Below are 17,375 nucleotides of genomic sequence, written 5' to 3'. Positions count from 1 at the left end.
TTCCAATCCTTCAATCCCGTATAACTCATACCGATGCCGCCATTTCACCAGTGTACCTACACTGATGTTGTATTTGTCGGCGATCTCCTTCCGAGTGGCTTCACCTGTTTGAAGCTCCTCTATGATCGCCATTTTCTCGGTCCCATTATATTCATGTATGTATGCCAAAAAGAAATGCCCCCTCCAAGTAGTCGGTTTATTTATTAAACCTGTCTACTTAAAGGGGAGCATATCATTGCGGGACAGTCCTTGTTTGGTTGCTTCATTTACGATCAAGCAAGATTTTGCGATCCATTTCCCCGAACAAGGCCGAGTTATCCTAACGAATGAACAGCCGTCAGGGTACTCTTTTAAACCAAATTAGGTTTGATCTTCAATACGCGCATGGCGTTCAACACGGCGAGCAGGGTGACACCCACATCAGAGAATACCGCTTCCCACATGGTCGCAATTCCGAACGCGCCCAAGAGCAGGAAGACCGCTTTGACGAGCAGTGCAAAAAGGATGTTCTGCCATACAATGCGCCGGGTTCTCTTCGCAATATAGATCGCGGAAGCCAGCTTGGAAGGCTCGTCAGTCATGATGACGATATCAGCGGCTTCAATGGCCGCATCGGACCCGAGGCCCCCCATTGCCACGCCTACGTCCGCTCTGGCCAAAACCGGCGTGTCGTTGATGCCGTCCCCGACGAATACGATCTTTTCTTTGCTCGATTTTTGACGGTCGATCTTCTCCAGCTCTTCGACCTTCTGCTGCGGCAGCAGTTCGGACCGAACCTCGTCCACACCTAATTTTTTGCCGACCGCCTCACCTACTGCCTTGATGTCTCCCGTTAGCATAACAATCTTCTTTACGCCGAGATCTTTTAGCAGACGAATCGCCTTGGCCGAGTCCTCTTTGACCTCGTCGGCAATAACCAAATAACCGGCATATTGTTTGTCAATCGCAATATGCACGAGTGTGCCGAGTTCGGATGGTGCAGCGAAATCGACATTTTCCCGTTTCATGAGCTTTGCGTTCCCAGCCAGCACTTGCTTGCCTTCGAACATAACCTGGATGCCGTGTCCCGATATTTCATCGTAATCCGAAAGCAACTCTTCATTTAATTCCTGTCCGTAAGCTTCCCTGATGGACTCTGCAATCGGATGGGTGGAGTGCATTTCGGCAAAAGCTGCCTGGCGTAGCAGCTCTCCTTCGGTTCCTCCGTTTTGCGGATAAATACCGGTTACTTTAAATGCACCTTTAGTCAGCGTTCCCGTTTTATCAAATACAACGTATTTGACGTCATTCAACGCTTCCAGATAATTGCTGCCCTTTACTAGGACGCCGTTCTTCGAGGAAGCCCCGATGCCGCCGAAGAAGCCGAGCGGTATTGAAACCACCAGTGCACAGGGGCAGGAAATCACTAGGAACACCAAAGCCCGGTACACCCAATCCGTGAAAGTCGCTCCACTCAAGAGCAGGGGCGGCAAAACGGCCAGCATCACGGCTACAATAACGACAAAAGGCGTATAGTAACGTGCAAACTTCGTAATAAAGTTTTCAGTCGGCGCCTTTTTACTGCTCGCGTTTTCCACCAAGTCCAAAATTTTGGCGACAGTTGACTCCCCAAATACTTTCGAAACTTCGACCGTCAGAACCCCGTTTTTATTGACGAAGCCGCTCAGCACATCCTCCCCCGCAGTCACTTCACGCGGCACGGACTCGCCGGTCAAAGCGGAGGTATCCATTGCTGAATTCCCCTCGATGACTTTGCCGTCTAGAGGGACCTTTTCACCGGGTCGCACGACAATGGAATCGCCGATCCGCACTTCCTCCGGACTCACTCGTTTGATTCCGCCGGCTGTTTTCAAATTAGCAAAATCGGGTCTGATATCCATCAGCGCACTGATCGATTTCCGCGACCGGTTGACTGCAATGCTTTGGAACAGCTCGCCAACCTGATAAAAGAGCATAACAGCTACGCCTTCGGGATACTCTCCAATTGCAAAAGCACCGACAGTCGCGATCGACATGAGGAAATATTCATCGAACACTTGACCTCTTACGATGTTCTTCAGTGCTTTGAAAACAATATCTCCGCCCACAATGAGATAGGAGGCAAAAAACAGGATCAGTTCAAGTTCCGGGCTCAAGGTTAATGCGAACGCCGCCGCCCCAACGAGAAGTCCTGCAATCAGCCGTGCGGCGATGATTTTAATGCCTTGCGATCCATGGTCATGAGTATGTCCGTGGCCATCATCCGCTGCTTCGGCAAAGTGATCATGGCTGTGATTATGATCGTGGGCGTGATTATGTTCGGAAGGTCCTCTTTTTCGGCTTCCCCCCATTCCATATTCCACTACTTTTATACCAGGCTCAAGTGTACGAATCTTTTTCTTCGTCTGCTCAAGAATGTCATCCGAACGTTCCGGCGCCATCTCTACAGTTAACGTCTGGTTTGCAAAATTCACCGAACAAGCCCAAACCCCATCAATTTTCTGAACACCGTTCTCGATTTTCAAAGCACAGTTCGCGCAATCCAGACCTTCCAGCACCAATTTTCGTTTAACAGCAGAAACACCCGTTTCCATCTATTGTCTCACCCCTTCAGAAGAACTATATATGAGCACTTGTTCATATATAATATATTCTTGATGTCTTGCTCTGTCAACAAATTCGAGGAAAAATCGTCTATAAAAGGAAAAAAATATATTAAATTTTATCTTGTTCTTTGATAATTTGTGTTAGGCGTTTCTGAGTTCTTCACTATTGAGCATGAATGCTTCGTAAAGACTAATGATGCCGGGTGGAATATTTTGGATGGATAAGTTCCGAGAAAACTGGTACATTATTTGGAACCAATAGCACAAGTGTTCGTGTTTGAACTGGGTTATCGGGTAACGCGTAAGTTAGGATATACGTTATAACTAATACTATATACATTTGGAAAGGGCGTTGGAATGGATAAGAACCCGGTGCATAAACCTAACGTTATAGGCGCAGGCGAGGTTGGCCATGCTAACTCGGTCGACTTGGACAAGAATTCGGTTTATGAAACAAACAGCTTCTATTGGGACACACAGGGAAATGACTTCTTAGGAGCAATCGTGTTGCCTTTTTACGGACAATACGTCTCCGAAGAAAGATGCCGACTCTTTGGCGAAGTCTCAGGGAAAAAGATGCTGGAGATCGGCTGTGGAAACGGTCAATCCTTGCAATATCAGGGGGAACGCCAAGCATCTGAACTGTGGGCTCTGGATATATCGGAAAAACAAATCGAAAAGGCAGCCTAGCATTTGAAGACATGCGGCCTCTCGGCAAAATTCATCTGTTCTCCAATGGAAGAAGAATGCGGCATACCTTTAGATTATTTTGACTTTGTATACTCAATTTATGCCATAGGCTGGACCACTGATCTTGAGGGTACTTTTGGCCGGATCGCTTCGTATCTTAAAAAAGATGGTGTCTTTATTTTCAGCTGGTCTCACCCTATACATAAATGTGTTGCTGCAGAAAAGGATAGCCTCGTTTTTAAAAAAAATTATTTCGATGAATCTTGGTATTCGGTCTCGCTGGATAAAGGTGAGATAACCTTATCGGATCGTAAGCTATCCACCTATGTGAATGCATTGGCAAAAGCGGGATTCGTCATAGAGGAAATGATTGAAGAATCGGATGAGGAGATCATACAATCGCGGGGTGATAACAGCGATTTTGCGAAAAAAGCAAGGATGCTTCCAGTAACTTTTGTAATCAAAGCAAGAAAACTATAATACTCGCCGTATCTTAATAAGGAAAGAACAAGTGAGTTAAAGCATGAAGATTCAAACAATCAAGAAAACCGATGAAACTATGACTATTATCTCCTGAATTAAAGGCACTTTGCTTGGATATAAGCAAAATGCCTTTAATTTTTGATTTTCTTCGTTTTTCGTATTTGTAATACGGTATAATCACACCGACTTCCGGTTCACATTGCAATCTGGAAATTATACTTGCATCAAATCGGCTAATGTATGCTGCTTGGCCTCTAACAAGTCTTCATTTTTCTCGACGGTTGATGAGTTACGATTTCTCCCAAAGCTCGACCAGTCGACCATCAGGATCTTCAATCCAAATGAACTGTCCAAATTCACTAACCTCTTTTTTCTTTGCAAGCGATACACCAATTTGTTCAAGATGCTTAATAGTCTCGTTTAGGTTATGTACTTGGAAATTTAGCATGACTTGTTGTTCTGTGGGAAAATAACTGTCATTCTCGGCAAAGAATGAAAAGATAGTCTCATTTCCTAATTGAGCTTTTATCACAGTCCCATTCCAATTTTCTATATCTATCTTCAAGACTTCACTGTACCATTTTTTTGTAATTTCCATATTCCTGGTCCTCCAAAATATTCCTCCAAAACCTTTTATCATCGTGTCTAGCTCCTCCCTATTAAATTTCTGGATAACTGATTATGTCAGATATTCGAGATTCTGTTTTAAAATCCTTTGCCCTCTATATTGCCTGTATGCAATAAACGAATGCGACAGGATACAGCTCAGCTCGTATGGCGCATCAGCAGCCAAACACAAAAAGAGGGAGCCAATCGGCCCCCCTCTCCTTCGATGTCCGCTTCACTCTTCCATGCCGCCGACGAATCTTACAAACTAACGGTACTTCATAATACGCACCCTATGCACAGCGAAATCCACTCCCGGTTTCATAGCAGGATCGATTCGAATCTGCTCCACATCGCCATCGACCATTATTTCGATCGTCTTGCCGGAGAATACTTTACTTCTTGCTTCCGAAAACGATTCTCCGGTTCCCCTCCAGAACACTTGAACCTCACCTGCGCCATTTACCGACAACTCGATGCGCAAATAAGTTTGTTTGGCTTGAGAGGTCACCATGGTAGGACCGATCAAGATCGGGTCATTGGTGGTGGAGGTCCACTGACTTCCCTCTTTGCTGATGTTGTAAGCCGTCCAATTTTCAAAATCTGTGTAGGTGATTTCCGCAGTTTTCTCTGCCTGAGCCTCTCTCCATTCCAGCTCTCCCTTTTCCCGGTCGAAGATAAATACGCTGTACAAGACAAGGGCGGCAAACAAGACGATGACTCCTGCACAGCCTTTATAAAGCATGTCGATTCGCCTTCTTTACTCTCTTGTTAACCGCATCATAAAGCAGACTCATTCCAAAACAGAAAAAGAGTATCATGTAGGGCATGATCGGGTAAGCATACCGGGGAATAGGCAGCATGATTTGATGCAGTATCGTATAAACAACGATGACCAGAGCCAGCCAACCGGTTGGATGCTTTCGCAAAACACTCGCCGTCAATCCAAGCCAGCCTCCCGCAACGAACAAAAGGTGCAGCGGATTTCGCCATTTTTCGAATAGATGAGCAATTTCTCCGTTTTCAACCCAGGGCATTCTCCAGAAATAGTTCAGCTTGCCGATCATTAACCATTCGATAAATGGTGCCTGCTGAAGCTGTGACTGAAACAACTCCTTCGCCTTCTTCCCCCACAGTTCATTCCGCTCAAGCTCAGAGGGATTCAAATGATAAATAGATTGGAAAGTGTCTTCCCAACCAATTAAGTAAGGATGAACGCCCCACAGTAAAGGATTGTTTCCGGAAGTGGAAAATAACACAGGTTCGCCGAATAAAAGGAAATTACGAATCCACCACGGGAGAACGACGATAAACGAACTGAAGCCGACATAAAACAGCGCCCGCACGACAAGCTTTTGGGATGGAAGCTTACGTGCAAAATAAAGCACCAGAGGCAAGACGAGTACCGCAGGCGTCGGCCGGACCATAACGCTAAGACCCAGCAGTATCCCTGCCGCAGCGAGTGTAAAACGCCGGCCGCTTTGTATTCCCTCCAGCAACAACAATAAAAACGAGGCCAGCAGCAGCGTAAACGTAACCTCAGTGAGAAGCAGTCCGTTGGCATAAATAAAACTCGGATAAACCGCCATGCATGCAGCGCTAATTAAACTGAACGTCTCACTCAGATACTTACGGGCGATCCGATAGACAACCCCTATCGTGAGCACGCTGAACGCGACTTGCGTGAGCTGAAACCCCAGCGGATCGGTACCGAACATTGTATACACGGCGGCAAGAAGCAGCGGAAAGCCCGGTGTGACATATGCATTAGGCTCCGATTGATTATAGCCAAGCATTCCGGTCTCCAGGAATTGCTTAGCCATCTTGCTGTAGAACATGGCATCGCCGACCGGAGGGGGAAACGAGTTGCTGAAAATATAGGTGAGCCGAAGCGCCAAAGCGCTTAAAAGTATAATATAAATCCATTTGAAGCGCATTTGTTCAGCCTCGTCTCGATAAAGTTCTCGCGTTACGGTCTCATCTTCCTTACGACTGGCAGTCTTGGAGAATGCTATCCACGAGAAGCCGGACGCAATTCTCCGTAGGCTCGTTTTCTGTATCTACCGTCAGCTCCGCTTCCAGGGGAGGCTCATACAGCGAGTCGATTCCGGTAAACTGTTTGATGAGACCGGACCTTGCTTTGCGATACAGTCCTTTGGGATCGCGCTGTTCGCACGTCTCAAGCGAGCACTTTACATAAACCTCCATATATTCTTCCGGCTTAAATCGCTGCCGAATCGTGTTCCTGGTGTCCGCCAAAGGAGAGATCATAGGCACCAGAACGACAAATCCGACGCTCAAAAAGAGCGCGGCGATTTCCGCCGCACGCCGCAGGTTCTCGTTGCGGTCCTCATCCGTGAACCCGAGGTCGCGATTAATGCCCGAGCGAAGCTGGTCTCCATCGAGCACTACGCACCGGATGCCCCGCCGGAACAACTCCCTCTCGGTCTCGGCAGCCACCGTGGATTTGCCCGAACCCGATAATCCTGTAAACCACAGTACTTTGCCCTTATGGCCGTTCATTCGATTCCATTCACTTGTTTCTATCATGGTACTCCTCCTTCAGTTTCAAGCTCTATGCTCCCGCCGAGCGCCTATCAATCCCAATCGTACTCTTCTCCGATCAACTCGAACAACCGCCGGTTCGGTTCCGCATAGTAGCTCTGCAGCCATTGCATCGTATCCTTCGGGATGGGCTGGGTGTATTCGCCTTCATTTAACGAAGCAAATTCTCCCGGTTCCCACAGCGGCATATCGAGAAAAGCCAGCACGTTCCGATAGCTTTCCGCCGGATTTCGGAGTAAAGCCTCACTGCTCATAACGAGGATCTGATCTTTGGGGAAATATCGGTACCATCGCTCCAATTGCTCCGCGTATAACCCGCGTTTCAAATAGGAGTAAATCGAGCAATTCTGGCTAGAATAGCGGGGATCCCGGCTCATTCTTTCATACTCCGCTTCCACCCTTGAGCGCTCTGTCTGCAGCGCCTCCGTAAATGACATCGGTTCCAAACCTCGTCTGACCATCATTTGATAATGCGAGTAGGCCCGGTGGATAGGATTACGCAGGAGTACAATCAGTTTAACGTCAGGCAACCATTCGCGTACCCTGCCGGGCGTTTGGGGATGGAACAAATAGTAGGGACTAGCCTCTCCCGTTATGCTGTCTTCCGGCAGATCGGGCGGGAAATTTTTCTTATACCAGTCATAACCGAAGTGATACTGTTCATCGAAAAAATGAACCTCCTTCACTGCGGCAGATTTGATGCCCGGATGCTGCGTGAGGTCGTGATACAGGGAAGTCGTGCCTCCCTTCTGCGTTCCGATAATCAGAAAAGCAGGCTCCGTCGTCGTATTATCGAACAGCTTTGTCCGGGCGGATGCTACCCATTCCACGTCGCGTTTGCTGTTGACGAAATGAACGTGCTGGACGACGCTCTCCATATCCGTGCCCGGCGGGGCGATCTCCAAACACCGAACGGCATCCTCGCCCGCCTCTTCTTGCATCCCTAATTCCAGGTACACGGACGAGCGCAAGATTTTAACGGAAAATTCGTTGTAGCCCTTGTCGAGCGATTGATCAAAAAGCTTTAAAGCCTTTTCAAAGTCCTTCTGCTGCTGGCTCCGGCAGCCCATCCGGTAATAATATTCCGCCAGATAATCATGGGCGGCCGCGCTCTGCTCATAGGCCATGACTACGTCACGCGTCGGCCCGCTGAGCTTGATCCGGCCTTCCTCAAGCCAGATGGCCTGATCACAAATGATAGTTGCCTGTTCACCCGCATGACTGACGAATACAATCGTGGTACCCTCGCTCTTCAACCGCAAGATGGCGTTGATGCACTTTTTCTGGAATTCATGGTCCCCGACAGCTAGCACCTCGTCGATTAGCAATATGTCCGGAGTCATGTGGATGGCTACAGAGAAGCCCAGCCTCATGTACATGCCGGTCGAATAGCTCCGCACCAACCTGTCGATATCTTCTCCGAGTTCGGAGAATGCGATGATACTGTCCAGCTTCTCCTGAATCTCCTTGCGCGTAAATCCGAGAACGGAACCGTTGAAGTAAATATTTTCTCTGCCGGTGAAGTCGGCATGGAATCCGGCCCCGAGTTCCAGCAGCGTAGCCACTTTCCCGTCGACCTTGACTCTGCCAGAGGTAGGCTGCAGGATGCGGCTGATCAGCTTCAGAAGCGTGCTCTTACCGGAACCGTTTTTACCGATCAGCGCCAGACTCGTCCCTTTCGGTATCTCCAGCTCAATATCGCGCAGGACCCACTTGTCCTTCGACACCGCATGCGCGGGCGTCGTCACGATATCCTTGATCGTATTTCGTTGCCCGCTAAGTTTGTTGAATTTTTTAGATACTTGATGCAGCTCGATTGCGTTTCTCATGTGTCCACTCCCGTTCATAAACCATTCATACTTCCTCGACCACATGCTTCTGCAATAGCGCAAATGCAGCCAGCATACCCGCGTTGACGACGGTGAGAACGAGCAGCATCGGGAGAAGAATGCTAAAGTCCGGCCACTGGCCGTATAAAAATATGTCCCGGTAAGCGTTAATGATCGGCGTCATCGGATTATAGTCGAACACCCACCGGAACGAGTCCGGAATCAGTGTTAAAGGAAACAAAACCGGTGTCAAATAGAAGCCTACGAGCATGAGTGCATTAACGATGTGCTCCAGATCCCGAAGGTAAACCGTACCCAGAGCAGCAAGCATCACGATGGGCAGGATAAGCAGCGTCTGCACGAGTAAGATGATCGGAAAAGCCGCCAGGGTCGATGCGAGCGGAACTCCGCTGAGCCATAGAGCCGGTACTAAAATAATTAGCGTAAGCAAGTAGTTAACCAGATTGCTTCCGATGACCGATAACGGAATCACTTCTCTCGGGAAATAAACTTTCTTCATAAGCTCCGCATGATTAATCAGGCTTCGGGCACCGCCGGTTACTGACTGGGAGAAAAAATTCCAAGGCAGCAACGCCACCAGAATGAATAACGGAAAATGGGGAATATCCGCCTTCATGATAAAAGAGAACACCGCAGCGTATACACCCAGCATTAGAAGCGGATTCAGGAACGTCCAGAGGAATCCAAGCGCCGAGCCCTTGTAACGCGTCCGCAAATCCTTCAATATCATATTCCGAAGCATCTCCCGATACTGGTAGATGTCCTTCAGCGGATGAATCGAGTCTCTCTCCTCAAGGATACGACCAGCCAGCTTGTACATTTCTTTCAACGCAAAGAGGCTGCCGCGCCAAGCGAGATTGAGCAGGAGGGACGCGGATACGATGATGACGGCGACGATCGGAATATAAATCAAAGGATTACCATGTATAATGTCCCACGGCCGGCGCTCGTAAAGCCACTCCATGATCAGCACATGGCTCAAGTAAATATGGAATACGGAGGAGCTCATAAAAGATAAAAGCCGCGGGCCTCCCGCAACTGCCTTGCGGAATCCGAACTGCTTGACTCCAGCGAAGACCGCCGAAGCTATAAATATAACGGGAACAGACGTGTATTTGTAGAAATACATATCCGTAGAAGGGTACGCGGTCAAGAGCCAGTGGCTTCCACCTACGATGGCTATATACGACAAGAGACCGAATCCGTAGAGAAGCCGCCTCTTCCCCTTGTTCAACTCTATCCTCGACAATACGTAACCGAGCAGAAAATAACCGATATAGCCGGGCATGCTGAAGGCCTCAATTACGAATCCCGAGCTTTTCCAGCCTGCGAGTTCCGATAAATTGGAGAAGGCCAGCCCCGCCGCTCCTGTATAGAAGACAGCGCGCAGCGAAGCACGTCTCACCAGCACCCGAAGAAGAGGCGTAATCAGATAAAGAAGAATGATCATATATACGTACCAGAGATGGTAGTGAAGCGTCCCCTTGACCAAACCTGTGGCGAACCCGCCCCATTCGAAAGAACCCGATTCCTTGCGTATGTCCCACAAATAATAAATCATGCTCCAAAGGACAAAAAGCGGCAGAAGCTTGCCGAATCTGTTTCGATAAAAAAACCTGGTCGATTCTTTCCGGCCCGGAGCTAGCAGAAGCATCCCGCTAATCATGACGAATACAGGAACGCTCCATCGGAAGGCGGCGTTAATGATATGAGCCGTCCACCAATAGTGGATGTCGCCGACGTCGCTTTTGATTCCAATGACCGGAGCGGTTATATGTATGAGTACCACTCCGATAATCGCCGCGACTCGAAGAACATCCGTATAGATCCATCTTGATCCTGCCATAAACGTATTTCTCCCAACATAAAATACCGCCGGCCTCACGAATTATCGGTTAATCAGGCGCTTCAGCAGCTTTTTTCCTTGCCTGATCACGTTGCCGGCAATCTGTTCCACACTGATATATCTTTCGAAGTACTCATTGCCTAGAGCGAAAGGGTTGTCCACCCGGTACGGAATTTCAGGCGTATCCCGGTAGACGATGCGGGCATCTCGCTGGATCCGTTCACCGCTTATATAGAAATCGTAAGACCAATTCGTACGCCCAAGATGTGCCTGATCCGCTTCCTGCAGCTCCCGAACATATTCATCGCGCAGCAGGTACACAACGTTGCTGCGATCCGGCACATACTTGTTAATCATTCCTTCGTTTGCGCCCGAATCAAACCCCGAGTAGTGGAAAAATCGCAATGGTTGTCCGTTGACCAGGAAGCCGCCGGCCTCAGCCGCCAACTTGCGCTTGGACAGATTCCACGGCGCCACATTATAGCCCGGATGCTTCAGAATATAGACGTCGAAGTAGCAGGGTGCCAGATCGATCCATTTCTGATCGGTGAAGATGCCCCTAGGAATGTCGTCATAGCAGAACATCGCCAGCCGGCTCGCCCACCACTCGGCGAAGCGCACGGCCTCATCGGATCTGGAGATCGCAAGAAAGCCGAGGTTGAACACGCCGTGCTGCAGAGCGCTTAATTCATTGTCCATCACTGCGTCCATAATGTCCTCGGGATGGCACAGATGCGGCGTCAACACTATCGGATAACGGTCCAGCGCCTCCGCCAGCTCCGTCAGTTCACCATAGACCTTGATATCCGGGTCCAGATAGACGAAGCGATCTTCTTCGGCATAACGCCGCAACATATAAAGTAACAGTTGTCCCTTGACCGCCGTCGAGGCTTCGACGATCGAATGTTTAAAGATAAACTTCTCAAACTGTTCGAATCCAAGGTCCTTCGCGAGTATGACATCATCGAAATACTCGAAGCTTCGCGCAGCAGGATGGATGTCCCGTTCCAGCAGGCACACGATGAATTGCACGGCCGGATTCGTCTCCTTCAGCGACTTTGCCAGCACCATCGCTTTCGGCAAGTAATTCGCGCATATGGATGTAGTAACGATCATGAACGAGCCTCTCTTCTACCGGTAGGCAAATGGTTGTATTCCAGCACGTAACGCGCCCGATCCCCCGACACATAGTTTCGCACATGCTCGGAATCGAACAAAAATGCTCTAAGCTCATCTTCACCGCTCAATATTTTGCCCAGCTCCGGGTGCGCATCGATGGTCGCGGCAATATTACCGCTTAGCGGCGAGGTTAAGACGGGAACGCCTGCCGCGATTGATTCTTGGAGTGTGTAAGAATAGCTCTCCGGAACAATCGACCATAGCAATACCAGGTCGATCTCTTGCGCAATCAGCAGATCGGGCGCTCCCATCCTTCCTTCCCGGAGGAAGGAATATCGGTGTACCGCGACTTGATCGGCATACTTTTCTTGCGAGCCTATATGATGGAATTCATACAGGCGGCCGAGCGCTTCATCTTTATACAAGCGCTCCCACAACAACCATCCTTTATTTTCCATTTTATAACCAAGGAAAGCCAGTCTGATTTTGCGATTCTCGGGCCGGGGCTTGTAGATGATCGTTTGCTTGTCGAAGATCAAATGCCCTCTGACCCGTATTTTATCCGTAATATCCGGGTAGAGGGCAGCCACCGTCTCTTTAACGAAATCAGAAGGAACTACGATTCGATCGGACTGATGAAGCACGGGGCGAAGGGCCTTCCTCCACTCTTCTAGCGCTATGCCGTGCGTACAGCTCTGACAAATAACCGCACCGGTTCCCGCGGCGGCGACATCGGCAATACAGGAACGTCTTTCTTTGGCTTCTATGATGCTCTGGCGGATCTTGGGCTGATACATCATATGATAGCTGGAACATAACGCGAAAAAGTCGTGCATGAAAAACGTATGGGGAATGACGCCCGACTCTTCCACGTTCTGCAACAGTGCCGTATAGTCTCTTATCTGCCAGTTCAACAGATGATGTGTATAAATCTCAGTAAGTTGCTTATGAATTCGGGAGAGCCACTCCACAATCTCTCTGACCGAATAAAAGCCTATGAATTGATCGCTCACGACCACTCCGTAGAAAGTGTCTTCCTTTGTATGCAGCAAAGAGTAGCTCTGACCTGGATAGATCTGAATGATACCCGCGTTGTTCTGAGACAAATATGAAGCTTGCTCATAAATATACTTCTCGGTACCGCCCATGGATTCCAAGTAGTTCGTGTGGGAGAAGACGAGCGCATACTGCTTATAAGGAAGCCTGCCGGTCAACCCGGCGTAACGCGAGTGCCGGTTCCTTCGAATCGCATATCGCTGCAGCAAGCCCTTGGCCCATTTTTTGAGCCGCCGCTTGGCTCCGCGCTCGATCTCTCTCGCCATTCGGAGCGGCAGGGTTACCCTCCAAGACAACGAACCTGTAAATAAAGCGACTTCCCGCCGGTAGTTTTCAATCTCCAAATCCTTTTGTCGAATCAGCAGGGCTTGAGCTTCCTTTGCCCGCTGCTCTCTTCTTTCTATCTCGGCGCTTAACCGGCTCGCTTCGGCCCGCTGCTCATACAACTCACGGCTTAGATCGGCGAGCTTCGCCTCGCGTTGCCTGCTATCTTCGCATAGAAGCTCGAGCGTATCGATCTGCTGCTCGATCTGACCGACGGCCAGTCCAAGCGCTTTCTCCTTCTCGGCATTCGCTGTCAGCAATTGTTCGATTCGCAAGCCGGCATCGTGAAGTGCATAGGACAACGCAACTTCCGCGGGGCGCTCAAGCTGAAGCGCCTGAACCACATCTTCTCCTATTCCAAGCGAGCAGCTTAGCTCCAGGCGCAAGGTCGCAGTCGCGCCATGAGAAGGCAAGTCTCGAAACAATAGCTGTGACGCAATGCCCGTGCTTATGCCACAAATGCTGTCCCTTTCTTCACCAGGCCGTGTGAAGGTTAGAAACTGCACATACTCTTTGGCATAATCCCGAAGAAGACTAACCTCTTGTCCTTCGTAAACAAGACTCAGCTGCGACAACTTGAAATATGCGGGCTCAGCAAAAAAATCGATTCGCAAAGCCGATCCGAGCGGTTCGCGGATATCGACCGTTTGAAGGCTTTTCTGTCCATTTGCGCTCACGGTGATATAAGTTGATTTGTCTTCTGTGAAACGCTCGTCCGCTCCCGACCAATATATCCGGATTCGATAGGATTTCTCATGGCTCAAGAGCCGATTGATTTGCACCAGCTGGTCGTAGGAGTTTTGGACACTCTCGTGCATATCGTCTTTATACAGCGCATTAGAGTCTCTCTCACCGATCAATCCGAGTTGATAAGTTTGCCGTACCATGGAGGGAACTAAGCGATCCTCCCAAACATCCTGCATCGAAAAACTGGCATGCCGCAGAGAAGGTTTTGGCAAACCGCCGACTCTCGCCCGCTCCACAGCGCCGTACGGAATGTCTAGAAAGTCGCTGATTGTGCGGCCAGTCTCGGCAGGCTGTTCTAGCAATCGGTCGTAGTCAATTACGATTCGCCGCTTATGGCTCGTGTAATATAAGCTGGAGAGGACGTACAAATTCCACATCGCGAATGATTTGTCATGCTCGAATTGATCTCTCTTGTGCAGAGAAGCAGCTACGTTTAAAGGATTGCGCAAGCTGAGAATATATCGGGGTTCAATGTTTAACTCGTCAAACACGGACTGCCACAGCGGAAGCAGCAGGCAGGTTCGCGGATCCTTGAATCCCCATAGTGGGTGTTTCGAGAAGTCTCTGGCGATAATAGCGGCCAGTCTCGCCCGACTCGCCATTCCCGCCTCAGTCAGCCACCACTGCTCTGGCAGCGGCTTTGTGGCATCCCAGGACGAAGATAGGCGATCCAGCAACTCATCGTGAACCGCTACGATCTCGGCGTGTTCCCAGAAGCCCTCAGGGTTGTCCTCCCTGGGAGGAACCATCTGATGTTCATCGCCGATATAAACGCCCAGCGATTTGACCGTTTGAGCCAGCAGCGAGGTGCCGCTCCGATGCATCCCCAGGATAATTACCGCAATTGGTCTATCTGACATTGCTGCACCTCTTTAGATAAGTCACGACCACGATCTTTACATGGCAATATTTGATTTGATTCGACAAAATATCGCATGAATCCTGCTAATTTTGTTTTTATGATTTAATTATCCCTGCCCGACTCGCGAGTAAAGCCTTGCTCTTGATCTATAGATTGAGTAACGGAGGGCTGCCCCTCCTCTGATGATTCATATTGGCCATTCAAGATTCATGGATTAACACCTTACATATCTTCGTTTGAAGCCAAGTCGCCCTTTATCTGCCGCTTTTTGAATACTAACGGAAGCGTCCAAAAACTTGCTTTTTGCAGTATCGCGATTAACTTCCACCGGACCTACTTCCTCCGCAATCGCGGCCGCCTTATCATGGAGCGGCAGATAAGATACGCCCACAGTGGAGATGAAATTGATCATCGCGTATTTCGTACGATCAGGGGCGTCCTGAATCGTATTTTTAACAAGTTCCAACATACCAGCAATCTTCTCCTTGGAAAATTCACTGTCCGGACGATTCCCGAGCAGCCAGCAGTAACAGCTCCAGCCCGCCGACATTTTTAGCTCTATACCGCTTGCAATCCATTTATCGGAAACTTCTTGCGCTATATCCGTTTCTGCCAAAGTTACTGCTACCACATAATCAGACAACATATAAAAATAAGCTTTATCTATCCACCGTTCAAAGTCAGCCTCTGACATTGCGCCAGGATCCGCGATTACCCCGGCAAAGTACATGGCATCGTAATTCCCTGTAGCGTAGAGCTGCTCGGCCAAGGGTTGATTGTTTTTTATTTTCCTGAAAAGAGGCTTCATTCCCCCTGTAGCCACGCCAAAAAGTGGTTCGTGCGCACCGTTGGATTGGTATATTTTCTTAGTGCGTTCCTTGCCGAGAGCTTCAAGCTCTTGCATGACCGTTTCCAGATTCATTATTCGCACTTCCTTTTTTTATTGGTTTATCGTACATGATTAAGCCGTCTGAACTTGAATATATCATAAAGCGGTGCTAATCCAATGAAATTTAAACCATAACTTAACGACTCTACCGATGAAAAAATTAAAGGAGCATGTTGAGGCATGCTCCTTCGCTGGTATAAATGTTTTTATTTTCAGACCCGCTTTTTATACACTCTCATTGCAAACATATAAGCCAGGAACATAATGCCAGCACACCACATAAGCGCGATCCATATATCGTTGCCCACCGGCTGACCGGACAGCAATGCGCGGATGGCCTCTACAACTGAAGTGACCGGCTGGTTCTCGGCAAAGACGCGAACGACGGTCGGCATCGACTCGGTTGGAACAAATGCCGAACTGATAAATGGCAGGAAAATAATCGGGTAGGAAAACGCACTTGCACCATCGACCGTTTTTGCGGAAAGTCCGGCAATAGCTGCGACCCAAGTTAAGGCCAGCGTAAACAGTGCGAGTATGCCGGCTACAGCAAGCCAGGGCAGCACTCCCGCCGACGAACGAAAGCCCATAAGGAGCGCTGCGAGTATAATGACGACCACGGATATCGCGTTGGATAGCAATGAGGTCAACACATGCCCCCACAGCAAGGCGGAGCGTGAAATCGGCATGGTGTGAAAACGCTCGAATATTCCCCGCTGTACATCGGTAAACAAACGGAACGCCGTGTAGGATATTCCGCTGGCAATTGCCATGAGAAGTATTCCGGGCAACAGATAATTTACATAGTTATCCGTTCCGGTTTGAATTGCCCCTCCGAGCACGTAGACAAACAGCAGCATCATCGCGATCGGCATAATGGTGACTGTGATGATGGTGTCCATACTGCGGGAAATATGACGCATGGAACGTCCAAGCATAACGCTGATATCGATGAAGAAATGTTTCTTTGCCGCCTCCATTTACTTTCCCTCCTGTTTGCCGACGATGGCGAGGAAAATCTCCTCTAAAGTCGGTTGTTTTTCAACATACTCCGTCTTTGCGGACGGGAACAACTTTTTTAGCTCCTCGAGCGTGCCGCCCGCGATAATCCTGCCTTCGTGCAAAATAGCAATCCGGTCGGCAAGCTGCTCGGCCTCTTCCAAATATTGCGTGGTGAGAAGTACCGTCGTCCCGCCGCCGGCAAGCTCCTTGACAATCTTCCAGACCTCGATTCGTGCCTCGGGGTCAAGCCCTGTGGTCGGCTCATCCAGAAAAATGATTTGCGGGTTTCCCACAAGACTCAAGGCGATGTCAAGCCTGCGGCGCATCCCCCCTGAGTAAGTAGACACTCTGCGGTCTGCGGCGTCAGTCAGGCCGAAGCGTTTTAACACGTCGTCCGCAATCCGGCGCGGGTTTTTGAGGTATCTCAGCTTGGCAATCATGATCAGATTTTCCCGTCCGGTCAAAATTTCATCCACCGCGGCAAATTGCCCGGTCAGACTGATCTCCTGCCGTACGTGCTCGGGTTTTGACGAAACATCGAATCCGTTTATGGTGGCGGTTCCGCCGTCTGGTTTGAGCAGTGTGGTAAGAATTTTGACAACCGTGGTCTTGCCCGCTCCGTTGGAGCCCAGGAGGGCGAATATACTTCCCTTTTCCACCTCAAAATCTACACCCTTCAACACTTGGAGCTGCTTATAGGATTTTTGCAGTCCTTTAACTTGAATGGCCTTGGTTTGCACGGTTTGCATCG

At 49.2% G+C, this 17,375-nt stretch carries 13 protein-coding genes and 1 pseudogene; 1 reads left to right on the top strand and 13 read right to left on the bottom strand.

Annotation, left to right across the window (positions count from 1 at the left end; all coding sequences use genetic code 11):
- Both AR333_RS25740 and AR333_RS09850 read right to left on the bottom strand, forming a co-directional pair.
- The coding region (locus tag AR333_RS25740; RefSeq protein WP_216638971.1) for a helix-turn-helix domain-containing protein at positions 1-132 on the bottom strand (132 nt) is incomplete at its 3' end.
- 218 nt (positions 133-350) lie between these two features.
- Positions 351-2,573, bottom strand: coding sequence for a heavy metal translocating P-type ATPase (locus AR333_RS09850; RefSeq protein ID WP_068775063.1), 2,223 nt, complete (start codon positions 2,571-2,573; stop codon positions 351-353).
- Between the two features lie 369 nt (positions 2,574-2,942).
- On the opposite strand from AR333_RS09850, the pseudogene AR333_RS09845 reads away from it, so the two are divergent.
- Positions 2,943-3,755, top strand: a pseudogene (locus AR333_RS09845) (class I SAM-dependent methyltransferase).
- A 292-nt stretch (positions 3,756-4,047) separates the two neighbouring features.
- Here AR333_RS09845 and AR333_RS09840 read toward each other — a convergent pair.
- The 11 genes from AR333_RS09840 to AR333_RS09790 all read right to left on the bottom strand — a co-directional run bounded on the left by AR333_RS09840 (position 4,048) and on the right by AR333_RS09790 (position 17,373).
- A complete protein-coding gene (locus tag AR333_RS09840) occupies positions 4,048-4,398 on the bottom strand; it encodes a VOC family protein (RefSeq protein WP_068775062.1) in 351 nt (116 codons plus the stop codon).
- 234 nt (positions 4,399-4,632) lie between these two features.
- Positions 4,633-5,109 (bottom strand): hypothetical protein, encoded by a 477-nt coding sequence (locus tag AR333_RS09835; protein ID WP_068775061.1) that lies wholly within the window; start codon positions 5,107-5,109, stop codon positions 4,633-4,635.
- Entirely contained in the window at positions 5,099-6,301 is a 1,203-nt protein-coding gene (locus tag AR333_RS09830) for a glycosyltransferase family 39 protein (protein ID WP_068775060.1), read from the bottom strand. Before AR333_RS09830 ends, AR333_RS09835 begins: the two co-directional genes overlap by 11 nt.
- A gap of 49 nt (positions 6,302-6,350) precedes the next feature.
- Positions 6,351-6,914, bottom strand: coding sequence for an adenylyl-sulfate kinase (cysC, locus tag AR333_RS09825; protein WP_068775059.1), 564 nt, complete (start codon positions 6,912-6,914; stop codon positions 6,351-6,353).
- A gap of 47 nt (positions 6,915-6,961) precedes the next feature.
- Positions 6,962-8,758, bottom strand: a complete 1,797-nt coding sequence (locus tag AR333_RS25170) for an ATP-binding cassette domain-containing protein (RefSeq protein ID WP_216638965.1) — start codon at positions 8,756-8,758, stop codon at positions 6,962-6,964.
- Between the two features lie 25 nt (positions 8,759-8,783).
- Entirely contained in the window at positions 8,784-10,625 is a 1,842-nt protein-coding gene (locus AR333_RS24250) for an acyltransferase family protein (protein WP_084783552.1), read from the bottom strand.
- Positions 10,626-10,667: 42 nt separating this feature from the next.
- Complete coding sequence (locus tag AR333_RS09810) at positions 10,668-11,741, bottom strand: hypothetical protein (protein WP_068775058.1); 1,074 nt, start codon at positions 11,739-11,741, stop codon at positions 10,668-10,670.
- A complete protein-coding gene (locus AR333_RS09805; RefSeq protein ID WP_068775057.1) occupies positions 11,738-14,731 on the bottom strand; it encodes a sulfotransferase in 2,994 nt (997 codons plus the stop codon). The genes AR333_RS09810 and AR333_RS09805 overlap by 4 nt, the downstream gene beginning before the upstream one ends.
- A 216-nt stretch (positions 14,732-14,947) precedes the next feature.
- Positions 14,948-15,655 carry a DNA alkylation repair protein gene (locus AR333_RS09800; protein ID WP_068775056.1) on the bottom strand — a complete coding sequence of 236 codons (708 nt, stop codon included), beginning with the start codon at positions 15,653-15,655 and terminating at the stop codon, positions 14,948-14,950.
- A gap of 179 nt (positions 15,656-15,834) precedes the next feature.
- Positions 15,835-16,602 (bottom strand): ABC transporter permease, encoded by a 768-nt coding sequence (locus tag AR333_RS09795; RefSeq protein ID WP_068775055.1) that lies wholly within the window; start codon positions 16,600-16,602, stop codon positions 15,835-15,837.
- Positions 16,603-17,373, bottom strand: a complete 771-nt coding sequence (locus AR333_RS09790; RefSeq protein ID WP_068775054.1) for an ABC transporter ATP-binding protein — start codon at positions 17,371-17,373, stop codon at positions 16,603-16,605.
- Between the last annotated feature and the right edge of the window lie 2 nt (positions 17,374-17,375).

This window comes from Paenibacillus sp. FJAT-26967 (genome assembly GCF_001541095.1).
Classification (GTDB): Bacteria; Bacillota; Bacilli; order Paenibacillales; family NBRC-103111; genus Paenibacillus_F.
Note: the sequence above shows the minus strand (reverse complement) of the source record. Positions and strands in the feature narration are given on the sequence as shown.